The sequence below is a fragment of the Flavobacterium difficile genome (assembly GCF_011392115.1).
GTDB lineage: Bacteria > Bacteroidota > Bacteroidia > Flavobacteriales > Flavobacteriaceae > Flavobacterium > Flavobacterium difficile.
In genome coordinates this window covers 37,164-51,022 of the sequence record NZ_JAAJBT010000005.1, presented here as the reverse complement: position 1 = coordinate 51,022, position 13,859 = coordinate 37,164, and the positions used below count along the sequence as shown (strand labels likewise).

The window sequence follows — 13,859 nt, the reverse complement described above, 5'->3', positions numbered from 1 at the left end:
AATATAAAAAAAGTCCCAATGTAAATTGGGACTTTTTTTATATTACAACTATTGAATTAAAATTTCAATATTATTAAATATTTCGTTTGTTATTTCTACGTCAATATCAAAAATAGAATTTCCTACTATTTTTTTCTTCTCCTGTAAAGTTATAATCTTTTCTTCAATCGTATCTTTAGTAATATATCGTAGTACAGTGACTTTTTCTTTCTGTCCCATTCTATGTGCTCTTGATAAAGCTTGGTTTTCTTTGTATGGATTCCACCAAGGGTCTAGAAATAATACATAACTAGCTTGTGTTAAGTTTAAGCCTGTTTCTCCAGCTTTTAATGAAATAAAAAACACATAGGGTTCCTCTTTGTTTTGAAAGGTATAAACTAGCTGCTCTCTAGCTTCTTTTTGTGTTTTACCCGTTAAGGTTTGAAATTTAATCTTATTTTCTAGGCACCAGTTTTCATAAATGGCAATATGTTTTACAAACGAACTAAAAATTAACACTTTTTTTTGGTTGGTTACTAAATTTTTAATCTTAGTAGTAATTGCTTCAAATTTACCCGAAACAATAGTAGAATTTTCATCTATTAATTTTGGATGATTGCTCCATTGACGTAATCTTAGTAATGATTTTAAAATTTGAATATGATCTGGTTTGTTTTTATCTATAGATAATAAGGAATTTCTAGCTTTAGATTTTTCTTTTTCGTACTCCTTTGCCTGATCTGTACTCATCTCACAATATATTATTTGTTCTGATTTTTCTGGCAATTCACTTAATACTTCTTCTTTAGTTCTTCGTAAAATAAATGGACTAAGTATTTTCTTAAGTTCAATTAATGTGTTTTCATCTTGTTTTTTTTCAATCGGATCTAAATAGTTTTTCTTGAAATAGGAATAGTTACCTAAAATATCTTTATTAATTAATTGCATTTGCGACCAAACATCAGACAATGAATTTTCTATTGGAGTTCCACTCAATACAATTTTTTGTTGTGCCGTAATAGATTCAAGGTTTTTATAAGTTATAGAATCTTTGTTTTTTATATTCTGGCTTTCATCAACAATAATAAAATTAAAATTTATTTTACATAATTCTTTTACATCTTTATTGAGAGTTCCGTAAGTGGTAAAAACCAAATCGTAGTTTTTAAGTCGGTTTAAAATTGTTTTCCTTGATGTTCCAAAATAAGTAATGCAATGAAAAAATGGTGTAAACTTTTTACTTTCTTGATACCAATTAAATAATAATGATTTTGGTGCTACTATTAAAGCTTTTAATTTAGTTTTATTGGGTTCAGTTGTAGTAAATAAATCTGTAATTATTTCTTCATTTTTGTCAGCTTCTAATAAATTATTTTCTTGTATGGTTGCTAAATAACTTAATACCTGTATGGTTTTTCCTAAACCCATGTCGTCTGCTAAGCAAGCACCGTATCCGTTTTGATATAACTCTATTAACCAATTTACTCCTTTTTCCTGATAAGGTCTTAAAGTAGCTTTAATTGTACTTGCTAATGGAAGATGTTTTTGTTTCTGAACAATATAATCTACATTTTCTAATAACGCGATTTTTGTTTTTGGTAAAAGTGTGGCGTTTTCTTGAATAGATAAATGATTTACAAGTGAATTGTATTTGCTAAACCATTCATTTGGAATGATAAAAACCGTTGCATCTGGTAATTCAAATATCTTTCTTTTGTTTTTTATATAAGGAACAAATTGTGCAAATGGAATTGTAAATGTTCCAATAGTGACAATCATTCTTACATCAAACCAATCTTTTTGTTCTGCAATTTCTGTATGAATAGTTGTAGTTGCTATATTTATTTTTTTCTGTCCAATGTAAAAATCAGCTACTTTAAATTGAAGGTTTTCTAAAGCTATTTTGTGGTTTTCTAAATAATGATATAAAGAAGTAGTAGCTGTTTTTGATAGCCATCTTTCCTTATTTGAACTAATCAAATTAAATTCTTCTAATTGTGCAATTTTTTTAGCTTCTTCAGTAGTGTTGCGTGTTGTAAGGGTAACAAGTATTTCATTGTTTTCAAAATCTATAGAAACCTGCTTTTGTTTTTTTTCTTCAGAACTAAACACTTTATCTCGATATCCAAATTCTAAATACAAATACGGCTGATCTTTAAAAATATCTATAGCAGTTTTTATAGTGCAACTTGTAAGTGTGTTTTGGTGTTTCACTTCAAATCCATCAGTTTGTATGGCTACCTTTTGGACAATATCTTTAATAAAGGTGTTAAAATAAGAAGCTAAAATACGTTGCGGAACTTCTACAGTAGTTTTATGTAAGAAGGGTTTTAATTTATTCGTGTTGATGTTTTTTAAAAGCACTAATTCAGCATTTAAAACAAACCATGAAGTAGTGTTCGTAAGTAAATGAATTTCTACTTCACAAGGAACAATAGTTTCATTTTCATATTGTAAATATAATTTATACGATAAACCATCTTCTTTTTTGTTGAAATATAAACTTACATCGAATGTTTTTTCCGAATAACTGATCTTTTTTGAAGTAAAATCTTTCTCTTGATATAAGTTTAACGTCAACTGAATGTGTTGTGCTTTGGCCAATATTAGTAATTCATAAATGCGATCATCTAAATATTGAAAATAAAAAGCAGCTAACGATTTATCTTCCAAGAAAAATCCTTTTTTGACTTTCTTATTAAATCGTTCTAGAAGTTTTTCGGGTTGTAAAAGTGTTACAATTTCAAAAATCCGAGAGGATTCCTTACTAGTTTGCTTCAGTTCTAATCCAAAATGTTGTAGAACTTCGGGTGTGGCTTTTTTTTCTATATATCTGAATTCTTCGGAATGATTGATATACAGCGAAGGTAAATAAGCTTTAAGTTCTTGATGGTAAGAAAAATCAAGAATAAAAAAATAATCCATTACCAAAACATAAACTTAAATTCCTAACACCAATCTAGCAATAGAGAAGTAAATGATGATTCCCAAAATATCATTACTGGTAGTAATAAATGGGCCAGTTGCTAATGCTGGGTCAATGCCGTATTTGTCTAAGATTATCGGAATAAAAGTTCCAATTAATGAGGCAACTACAATGACACTCAATAAAGCTATAGAAACTGTGATGCCAATAATGAATTCATATCCAAGCAAGAAATGTGTGCCAAGTATTAAAATAACCGCTAAAATGCTTCCGTTTAACAAACTTAACGATAATTCTTTCAACAATCGGTTCCATAAACTTCCTGTTAGCGAGTTATTCGCCAAACCTTGTACCACAATCGCACTCGATTGTACACCTACATTTCCAGCCATAGCTGCAATTAAAGGCGTAAAAAACAACAACATTCTGTGGCTGTTCATCATCGGTTCAAAAATCCCTAAAACTTTTACAGAGATGAATCCACCAAATAACGCCAAAACCAACCATGGCAAACGCGCTTTGGTTAATTCTAAAATGCTATCATCCGCTTCTACATCTTGCGAGATACCGGCTGCTAACTGATAATCTTTATCGGCTTCTTCTTTTATAATATCAATAATGTCATCAATCGTAACTCTTCCCACCAAACGGTCTAACTCGTCAATAACAGGTATCGCTTCCAAGTCATATTTTTGCATGATTCTAGCCACCTCTACATCTTTAGTTTCGACACGAACGTAGTCCACTTTCTTAATGTAAATATCGCTAATTTGAGTTTTTGTAGAAGTCGTCAATAAATCTTTCAACGACAAACGGCCTTTCAAACGGTCTTCGTCATCCACTACATAAATCGAGTGAACTCTTGTTACATTTTCTGCCTGATGACGCATTTCTTTTACGCAAGTTAATACGTTCCAGTTTTCGTTGACTTTTACTAATTCTTTCGCCATAATACCACCAGCGGTATTTTCATCATAACGTAAAAGATCAACAATGTCTTTGGCGTGCTCAACATCTTCTAATTCAGAAATTACTTGCGCTTTTTTCGATTGTGGTAATTCGGCAATAATATCCGCCGCATCATCCGTATCTAATTCGTCAAGCTCTTCTGCAATTTCTTTGGCTGATAAACTTCGTAAAATATTTTCACGAACTTCATCGTCTAATTCTAATAATATTTCTGCTGTAATTTCAGAATCTAATAAGTTGAAAATATAAATGGCTTCGGAAGTGTCCAAGTCATTCATAATTTCCGCGATATCAGCAAAGTGAATTTCATGCAAAATGCTCTCTAATTCAACAATATTATTTTGTTGTACTAAAGTTTCTATTTGCGTGATAAGTTCTTTACTGATTTTAAATTCCATCGGCAGCTATTTTTTGAGTTAAGTCAATGAATTCTTCTACTGACAATTGTTCTGGTCGTTGTGCAAAGATAGTATCTTCTTGTAATTTTTCAGATAAATTTAAACTTTTTAAACTGTTTCGTAAGGTTTTTCTTCTTTGCTGAAAAGCCGTTTTCACCACTTTAAATAATAGTTTTTCATCACAAGGTAATTCGTAGTGCTCTTTTCGAATCATTCGCATCACACCAGAATCTACTTTTGGTGGCGGATTAAATACGGTTGGCGGAACTGTAAATAAATATTCAACCTCATAAAAAGCCTGTGCCAAAACCGATAAAATTCCGTACACTTTGCTGCCTTTTTTACTACAAATACGTTCAGCTACTTCTTTTTGAAACATACCAGAAAATTCTGGGACAAACTCTCGTAATTCTATAGTTTTAAATACTATTTGAGTAGAAATATTATATGGGAAATTGCCAATAATCGCAAATTGCTCTTTTTTAAATGCAGTTGCCCAATCATGTCGTAAAAAGTCTAACCCAAAAATATTATTTGTCAGTTTCAAATAATGTGCTTTCAAATAGTCAACCGATTCGGTATCAATTTCAGCCACAAATGTTTCGTAAGGTTTCTCCAACAAGTATTTGGTTAACACACCCATTCCTGGACCAATTTCCAAAACTTTGTTATAGTTAGAGCCAATTAAAGAATCAGCGATCTGTTGTGCAATATTTTCATCGGTAAGAAAATGCTGACCTAAATGTTTTTTGGCTTTAACTGACATATGTTTTTATTTTTTATTTTTAAACTTCGTAAATCCCAAATCGTAAATCTAAGATCGAAATTCGTAAATCTATTTAGTTTTCGTTGCTAAAAAATTCGTTAATCACTTCTAATTCTGTTCTAAAAGCTAGCATTTTATCGCCAAACAAACGCAAGCCTTCTTCTCTTAATTTTGGTGCATACGTTTTGTAATATTCTTGAAGTTTTTCATGGCTTTCCGCCGAATATTGAACAGAATAGGTGGTGCCGCCCATTTCTTCTTCCACTAAAACTTTAGAAAGTTTCGCTTTGTAAAAACATCCTGTTGCTAAAACTTCTCCAATATGTTTGGTTTTTAACCAATTTAACCATTGGTCGTGTGCGCTATCGTCAATATTTATGGTAACATTATAAATAATCATGTGCTTAATTTTTTACAAAGATACTTTTTTAATATCAATGACAATAGCAATGCTACAATTCAATTATTATTAATTTGGGCGTGCCCCTTCGGGTCGGGCTTTCCGTTCCCGCTTTTTTTGTCCCGATAAAAACGGAACAAAAAAGAGCTCCACTGCAATCCCTCACGCAAGAAACCCTATTTCAATCACAAAACTTTTAACTCAAAACCCACAACACGGATTGGAGAAATTTGTAAAATTTTAGAAATTTCTTAAATCCGTGTTTAAAAATCTGCATGCCAAACTTATATGCGCTATGTTAAGCGAAGCGCCGTTACTCGCGAACCAAATCATAATTAAAAGATTTCTACAATTTTACTAATTTCTCTAATCTGTGTTTAAAAATCTGCATGCCAAACTTATATGCGCTATGTTAAGCGAAGCGCCGTTACTCGCGAACCAAATCATAATTAAAAGATTTCTACAATTTTACTAATTTCTCTAATCCGTGTTTAAAAATTATATATGACTTATATGGTTAAACAAGCTCAAAACGCAACAACAATTTCAAAAAAATCCTTCTAATCTGCGTGAAATAAATTTATGATAATCTGTGAAATCTGTGTTTAGATAAAAAAACTCCCAACTCCCAACTCCCAACTCCCAACTTAATATTATATTTGTAACATGAATGAACATTTAGATCCCAACAAAGAGCGTTTTACACCTCAAGAAATAGATATCGAAAAAGCATTGCGACCTTTAAGTTTCGACGATTTCGCCGGACAAGATCACGTGCTTGAAAATTTGAAAATATTTGTTGCTGCTGCCAATCAACGTGGCGAAGCGTTAGATCATGCTCTTTTTCATGGTCCTCCCGGATTAGGAAAAACAACTTTAGCCAGTATTTTAGCGAACGAGTTGGGTGTGGGAATCAAAATTACATCTGGTCCTGTTTTAGATAAACCTGGAGATTTAGCGGGTTTGTTAACTAATTTAGAGGAACGTGATGTGTTGTTTATTGACGAAATTCACCGTTTGTCACCTATCGTGGAAGAATATTTGTATTCTGCCATGGAAGATTATAAAATCGATATCATGATTGAATCTGGCCCCAACGCAAGAACGGTTCAAATCAACTTAAATCCATTTACTTTAGTCGGTGCTACAACGCGTTCTGGATTGTTAACGGCTCCAATGCGCGCACGTTTCGGAATTCAAAGTCGTTTGCATTATTATAACACCGAATTATTAGCTACAATCATAGAAAGAAGTTCCGGAATTTTAAATGTACCAATCGATTTAGAAGCCGCCATAGAAATTGCTGGAAGAAGTAGAGGAACACCTCGTATCGCCAATGCATTATTGCGTCGTGTTCGAGATTTCGCCCAAATTAAAGGTAACGGAAGAATTGATATCGAAATTGCTCGTTATGCCCTAAAAGCATTAAATGTGGATGCGAATGGTTTAGACGAAATGGATAATAAAATATTAACTACTTTAATTGATAAATTCAAAGGTGGCCCAGTTGGTTTAACTACATTAGCCACAGCGGTTTCAGAAAACGGAGAAACGATTGAAGAAGTCTACGAACCATTTTTAATTCAAGAAGGCTTTTTAATGCGAACACCTCGTGGTCGTGAAGCAACCGAAAAAGCGTATAAACATTTAGGTAGAATTAAAGGTTTTAATCAGGGAGAATTATTTTAGTTGAATGCTAAAAAGTAGATTCTCTTTCAATTATGCTGGTATCTAGTTCTATAGTTCTAGGTGTAAAAGGTAAAAATTCTTTGCGAGCATGCATTTCTTCTAAAAGTAATTTAAAGGCTTGTTCGCCCATTTCAAAGCTGGGTTGATCCACCGTGCTCAATTTTGGTGTAATCACTTGCGACATAAACCAATTACTAAAACCAATAATTTTTATTTGTTCAGGTACTTTTATTTGATGTTCATTAAAATGAGCCAAAACGCCAACCGCAACCATATCTGTAATCACAAAAATGCCATCTACATCTTTGTGGTCAGCTAGTATTCTTGCAGCAAATTCTTTGCCTTCTTCAAAGGTTACATGTTTGCAGGGATACACTAAACTAGAATCAAATGTAATGTTGTGGTCTTCTAAAGCTTTTTTATAACCTAAAAATCGGTCTATTGCATTTTGTGGATTTATCGGGCCTCTAATATGTGCAATTTTTTTACAACCTTTATCAATCAAATGCTTTACAGCTTGATAAGCAGCTTTTTGATCATTAATAATGACTTTTGAACTCGGAATTAATTTCGAAATTTTATCAAATTGTACAAACGGAATTTCTCTATCTATAATTTGTTGTAGGTAAATTTCATTATTCGCATCGTTTGAAAGGGAAATAATAATGCCATCAACACGTTTGTTAATAAGCAATTCAATTTGCTTTTTTTCTAATTCTAAAGATTCATTAGATTGAAGAATAATTACTAAGTAGCCATTTTTCTCGGCTTCCTCAATAATCCCTTTAATTACATTCGAAAAGAAATGATGAACTACTTCCGGAATGACTAATCCAATAGTTTTAGATTCCTTGGTTCGTAAGTTCACCGCAAAACTATTTGGCGTATATTGTAGGCTGGAAGCGAGGTCTAAAACAGATTGTCTGGTTTTTTCATTCACATCCGAATAACCTTTCAAGGCTTTGGACACGGTGGTGACTGAAATGCCTAATGTTTCGGCAATTTGTTTTAGCGTAATTTCTTTCATATTACAAATATGCTAAAAAAATCTAAATGATGCTAATTCTAAATCGAAAACGTTTTCGGTAATTTCGAAAACGTTTTCGATAATAATTTCGTAATAATTTGTTACTATAATTTTTACATTCGAAGTAATTAACAACTAAAATTACTAATCAAATAATTATTCAAAAATGAAAAAAATTACTAGTTTTTTGAAGAAATCGATTTTTTTAATAGCGATTTTGCTATTCAATCAATCGTTTGCTCAAAATGGTTCTTTGTCAGGTAAAGTAACTGATTCAAAGGGTTTGCCAGTTAATGGCGCAAGTGTTTCTAACGGTAGTAAATCGACTTCTACAAACGAAGATGGAAGTTATTTACTTTCCGATTTACCAAACGGATTGACAACAATTAAAGTTACCATGTCTGGATTTGCAGATTTAAAAAAGGAACTTGAAATCAAAGGAAGTACGGTTTCCGATTTTCAACTAGAGGAAAAATCTTCTAATATTGATGAAATTGTAGTTACCGGAGTGGTGAAATCAGCTTCAAAATTACAATCTAGTGTTTCTGTAAGTTCAGTATCAGGGATACAAATTGAGCAAGCTGCCCCAAGAGCTACTGCAGAAATTTTCCGATCAATTCCGGGTATTAAGTCAGAATCTACTGGTGGTGAAGGGAATGCAAACATTACAGTTCGTGGTATTCCAGTAGCTTCTGGTGGAGCAAAATTTTTACAAATTCATGAAGACGGAATGCCTGTGATGCAATTTGGAGACGTAGCTTTCGGAAATGCAGATATTTTTGTTCGTGCCGATCAAACGGTACAAAGAGTAGAATCTATTCGTGGAGGTTCCTCTTCTACTTTAACAAGTAATTCACCTGCTGGTATTATCAACTTTATCAGTAAAGATGGAAAAAAAGAAGGCGGTAGTTTAATGCAATCGGTTGGTTTAGATTATGGAAATAATCGTACAGATTTTGAATATGGTTCGCCAATATCAGAAACATTACGTTTTCACTTAGGTGGTTTTTACAGACAAGGAGAAGGACCAAGAAATGCAGGTTATACAGCAAATGTTGGTGGACAATTTAAAGCAAACATGACTAAAGAATTTGAAAAAGGGTATGCAAAATTATATTTCAAATATTTAAATGATAAATCTATCGGATATTTACCAATGCCAGTAAATGTTTCAGGAACTAACGCCAATCCAAACTGGAGTTCATTAGCTAATTTCGATATTTTGCATGATACACCTCACAGTGCTTATTTTCAAGATATGTTGTCTATTGGTGCAAATGGAGAAAGAAGAAGAAGTAATATGTCTGATGGAATGCGACCAATTTCAACTTCTTTCGGTGGAGATTTATCTTTCGATTTAGGAAACGACTGGAAAATTGATAGTAAATTCAGACAAAATTATAATAAAGGACGTTTTGTTTCTGCTTTCCCTGCCGAAGTAACAACTGCTGGTGTAATCGCAGCAGGTTTTGGTGAAACTAATTTAACATATGCAAATGGTCCTCAAGCAGGTCAAAATTATGATAATAATGCCTTAGTGATGAGAATTCATACTTTCGACACAGAAATTAATGACTTCAATAACTTTACAAATGATATGAAATTAACTAAAAAAATTGGTAATTTCGACTTAACCTTAGGATATTACAAAGCTTTCCAAAATATTTCTATGTCATGGTTATGGAATTCATATTTATTAGAAGCTAAAGGTGAAAACGCAGCTTTATTAAATGCGGGTTCTAATTCAGTTAACGGTTTATATGCTTATGGTGTACCATTTTGGGGGAACTGTTGTACAAGAAATTACGATGCAAAGTACGACATCACTGCTCCTTATGTAGCTGGTTCGTTAAAAGCTAATGAAAAATTAACAGTAGATGCCAGTGTGCGTTTTGATTCAGGAAAAGCTCGTGGTACTTACGCTGGAGCAACTCAATCTGCAAATTTAGATGTAGACAATAACGGAACAATTGAAGGTCCAGAAGCTAGTGTTTCTGTGGTAGACAATGCGAACAGAAAACCAATCAATTACGATTATGATTACGTATCTTACTCTTTCGGAGCAAATTACTTATTAACTGATAATCAATCTTTATTTGGTAGATACAGCCGTGGTGGTAGAGCCAATGCAGACCGTTTGTTATTTGGTGCAAATATTTTAAATGATGGTTCAGCCGTTCCAGGTTTAAGTGCAGATATGGTAAACCAAGCAGAATTTGGTTACAAAAGAAGAGGAACTAACGCGTCTATTTTTGCAACAGCTTTCTTAGCTAATGTTTCTGAACAAAACTGGGATTTTGGTGGCGCAAATGGTGGAATCAGACAAATTCAAAGAAAATACAATTCTTACGGTTTAGAATTAGAAGGAAATTATAAAATCAATAGTTTTTCTGTAAATGGAAGTGTAACGTATACTAAAGCTGAAATTGCAGACGATGTAATCACTCCAGCATTAAATGGCAACAAACCAAGACGTCAAGCTGATTTTATTTATAACGTAGTGCCAACATACAAATTCGGGGCAAACAAACAGCATAATTTTGGTTTCAGTGTAATTGGTACCACGAAATCATATGCTCAAGATGATAATAAGTTAGTGATGCCAGGTTATGCTTACGTGAATCCGTTCCTAAGTTTCGAGTTAACTAAAGGACTTTCAGCTACAGTTAACGTAAACAACGTTTTTGATACTATTGGAATTACTGAAGTAGAAGAAGGAAGCATTACAGAAAACACAAACAATATCGTTAGAGCAAGATCTATTACAGGTAGAACAAGCGCGTTAACAATTGCTTACAGATTCTAAAAAAAAGTTTCATATTTTGTTTATTCAATTCCTGTATCAGTTTATTCTGATATGGGAATTGTTTTAAATTTAAAAATTATTAAAATGAAGAAATTAATTTGTGTATTGTTTATGATTTTTGGAATGTTTTCTGCGAACGCCCAACAAAAAAATACAAAGTCAGAAGTAAAGAAAGTAATTATCTATGGAAGTGATGAATGTCATCATTGTACCGATACAAAAGCCTTTTTAACTCAAAATAAAATTTCTTTTGAATTTTTTGATATCGATAAAAATCCAGAAGCTTTAAAAGAAATGTTACTAAAACTTAAAAATGCGAATATCAGTACACAAAATTTAGGCATTCCTGTTGTAGATAAAAACGGAGTGATCTTTACCAATACTGGTGTGTTTGAAGAATTTTTACAAAAATTAAAAAACTAATGATTACAAAAGCAAAATTAAGTTTCTGGCAAATCATCAATATGAATGTTGGTTTTTTTGGCATTCAATACAGTTTTGGATTGCAACAAAGCGCTGTGAATCCTATTTATGATTTTTTAGGCGCTAGTCCCGATGAATTACCACTTTTAAATTTAGCCGGACCTTTAACAGGTTTGTTAGTGCAACCTATAATTGGTGCTTTGAGTGACAAAACTTGGTTGCCAAAATTGGGCGGAAGAAGAAAACCATATTTTTTTATTGGTGCCATCGTTTGCAGTATCGCCTTGTTTTTATTTCCTTTTAGCAGTTCGTTATGGATGGCTGCTGGTTTACTTTGGATTTTAGATGCCGGAAACAATACCGCAATGGAACCTTATAGAGCTTTTGTAGCTGATAAATTAGACGAATCACAACAGCCATTGGGTTTTCAAGCACAAAGTTTTTTTACTGGTTTCGGTCAAACTTTAGCCAATGTTTCTTTGTTTGTTTTTCCAATGATTTTTATTGGTACAACAGGAAAATTACCAACATGGGTTTTTGCCTCATTTATTTTGGGTTCCATTTGTTCGATTGGCTCGGTTTGGTGGAGTTCACACACTACCAAAGAAATCCCGCCTACTGAAGAAGAATTACAACAAATTCAATCTGAAAAAGTAAATATTTTTACGCCTTTTATAGATATTTTCTTGGCGATTAAAGAAATGCCGAAAGTTATGTGGCAATTGGCTGTAGTATATTTGTTTCAATGGTATGCTTTATTTTGTTATTGGCAAAATTCTTCAAAAAGTATCGCGCTTTCGGTTTGGAATACTACACCACAACAAAACAGTAAGTTGTATGAAGAGGCTGTAGGTTGGACAGGTTTAGTAAACGGTTGGTACAATATTGTTACCTTTTTATGTGCCTTCGGATTGGTGTATTTTGCTAAAAAATATTCGCCAAAAATGGTGCATTTTACTTGTTTGTTACTAGCTGCAATTGGTTTTTTAATTTTTCCTCATATAGAAAATAAATACTTACTTTTTCCAGCCATCACAGGTTTCGGTATCGGTTGGGCAAGTATGATGGGAATTCCCTATTTAATGGTTGTCAACAATATTCCAAAAGAAAGATACGGTGTGTATATGGGAATTATCAATATGATGATTGTAATTCCAATGTTTATTCAAACTATCACTTTCGGCTACATTATGAAGCATTTTTTACATAACGATCCGCGAGTTGCAATTTCTTTTGCAGGCTTTTTATTGGTGTTAGCAGCAGGTTTCACCTTAACTATTTCAAGTAAAAAAGTGATCCATGAATAATGTTTCTTATCATAAAGCTATCGATTTGCTTCATCAAGTTAGCACCAATAACGGATTTTTAGCCAGTGCCGAAAACACGTCTAATTACCAAAGGGTATGGGCAAGAGATGGTGTAATTTGTGGTTTAGCTGCTTTGGCTTCCGCCGATGAAAAACTAATCGCAACTTTCAAAACTACTTTAGAAACATTAGCCAATCATCAATATGAAATCGGAACGATTCCTTCTAATGTTTTACTTTCAGATGAAAAAAATGAAGTCAGTTATGGTGGTTTAGCGGGAAGAGTAGATGCTATAACTTGGTTTGTAATCGGAATTTGTCAATTTGCATACCATCAAAAGCAGCCAGAATTCGTAAGTAAATATCAGACACATATTGAAAAAGCCTTACAACTTTTAAATGCATGGGAATTCAATAACAAACATTTAGTTTATGTGCCGCTTTCCGGAAATTGGGCCGATGAATACATTACCGATGGCTATGTTTTATACGATCAGTTGTTGCGCATTTGGGCGTTAAAAAGTTATAATCATTTTGTGAATTTAGCATCAATTTCTAAAAAAATTGAGGCGATTACCGCTCAAGTAGAAACCAATTTCTTACCGAATTCAGAAGGAGAAAAATACCATGAACGAGCATACCAAGAAATCCATTTTCAAGACTATTTACCTTGTTCTTTTTCGCCTTCAGGTTATAAAACGCAATTCGATGCTTTTGCTAATGCTTTAGCTGTTTTGTTAGAAGTAGGAACAAGAGAAACCAGGATGAAAATTTTGAATCATACTTCAAAAGTAGCTGCTGAAACCAAATTAGGACTGGTTCCCGCTTTTTGGCCTCCGGTTTTCCCTGAAGACGAACATTGGAATTTATTAAAAAATAATTGTAAATACGAATTCAGAAATTTCCCTTATGAGTTTCATAATGGTGGAAGTTGGCCCATGGTGAATGGTTTTGTTGGACTAGCCTTTTTAAACGCCAATCAAAAAGAACATGCATTAAATGTTTTAGAAAAAATCAATTCTGCTAATGCAGTAGCTGATTTTTCATTTTATGAGAATTTCAACACCAACACACAAGATCCTAACGGAGTAGCTTTTTGTGCTTGGAGCGCAGGAGCAAGTGTTTTGTTGGAACAATCTTTACATCAAAATTTTAAATTACTATTTTAAG

10 protein-coding genes are annotated in these 13,859 nt (G+C 32.9%); 5 read left to right on the top strand and 5 right to left on the bottom strand.

Annotation, left to right across the window (positions count from 1 at the left end; translation table 11 throughout):
- Window positions 1-48: 48 nt before the first annotated feature.
- The 4 genes from G4D72_RS09085 to G4D72_RS09070 all read right to left on the bottom strand — a co-directional run bounded on the left by G4D72_RS09085 (window position 49) and on the right by G4D72_RS09070 (window position 5,438).
- The gene (locus tag G4D72_RS09085) at window positions 49-2,904 is read right to left on the bottom strand and encodes a DEAD/DEAH box helicase (RefSeq protein WP_166077366.1); all 2,856 of its coding nucleotides are present in this window, start codon (window positions 2,902-2,904) and stop codon (window positions 49-51) included.
- A gap of 15 nt (window positions 2,905-2,919) precedes the next feature.
- Window positions 2,920-4,272 (bottom strand): magnesium transporter, encoded by a 1,353-nt coding sequence (mgtE, locus tag G4D72_RS09080; protein WP_166077365.1) that lies wholly within the window; start codon window positions 4,270-4,272, stop codon window positions 2,920-2,922.
- Window positions 4,262-5,038: a 16S rRNA (adenine(1518)-N(6)/adenine(1519)-N(6))-dimethyltransferase RsmA gene (rsmA, locus tag G4D72_RS09075; RefSeq protein WP_166077364.1), complete on the bottom strand. Its 777-nt coding sequence runs from the start codon at window positions 5,036-5,038 to the stop codon at window positions 4,262-4,264. Before rsmA ends, mgtE begins: the two co-directional genes overlap by 11 nt.
- A gap of 73 nt (window positions 5,039-5,111) precedes the next feature.
- Entirely contained in the window at window positions 5,112-5,438 is a 327-nt protein-coding gene (locus G4D72_RS09070; RefSeq protein ID WP_166077363.1) for a DUF4286 family protein, read from the bottom strand.
- Between the two features lie 666 nt (window positions 5,439-6,104).
- Here G4D72_RS09070 and ruvB point away from each other — a divergent pair.
- Window positions 6,105-7,127 carry a Holliday junction branch migration DNA helicase RuvB gene (gene ruvB, locus G4D72_RS09065; protein WP_166077362.1) on the top strand — a complete coding sequence of 341 codons (1,023 nt, stop codon included), beginning with the start codon at window positions 6,105-6,107 and terminating at the stop codon, window positions 7,125-7,127.
- 7 nt (window positions 7,128-7,134) lie between these two features.
- Here ruvB and G4D72_RS09060 read toward each other — a convergent pair whose 3' ends face one another.
- Window positions 7,135-8,154 (bottom strand): LacI family DNA-binding transcriptional regulator, encoded by a 1,020-nt coding sequence (locus G4D72_RS09060; RefSeq protein WP_166077361.1) that lies wholly within the window; start codon window positions 8,152-8,154, stop codon window positions 7,135-7,137.
- Between the two features lie 166 nt (window positions 8,155-8,320).
- Between G4D72_RS09060 and G4D72_RS09055 the strand changes: the two genes are divergently transcribed.
- The 4 genes from G4D72_RS09055 (at window position 8,321) to G4D72_RS09040 (ending at window position 13,858) form a co-directional block, all read left to right on the top strand.
- Window positions 8,321-10,960: a TonB-dependent receptor gene (locus tag G4D72_RS09055; protein ID WP_166077360.1), complete on the top strand. Its 2,640-nt coding sequence runs from the start codon at window positions 8,321-8,323 to the stop codon at window positions 10,958-10,960.
- A gap of 84 nt (window positions 10,961-11,044) precedes the next feature.
- On the top strand, window positions 11,045-11,383 hold the full coding sequence (locus G4D72_RS09050) for a glutaredoxin family protein (protein ID WP_166077359.1): 339 nt from the start codon (window positions 11,045-11,047) through the stop codon (window positions 11,381-11,383).
- Window positions 11,383-12,690 (top strand): MFS transporter, encoded by a 1,308-nt coding sequence (locus tag G4D72_RS09045; protein ID WP_166077358.1) that lies wholly within the window; start codon window positions 11,383-11,385, stop codon window positions 12,688-12,690. The genes G4D72_RS09050 and G4D72_RS09045 overlap by 1 nt, the downstream gene beginning before the upstream one ends.
- A complete protein-coding gene (locus tag G4D72_RS09040; RefSeq protein WP_166077357.1) occupies window positions 12,683-13,858 on the top strand; it encodes a glycoside hydrolase 100 family protein in 1,176 nt (391 codons plus the stop codon). The genes G4D72_RS09045 and G4D72_RS09040 overlap by 8 nt, the downstream gene beginning before the upstream one ends.
- The last annotated feature ends 1 nt before the right edge of the window (window position 13,859 follow it).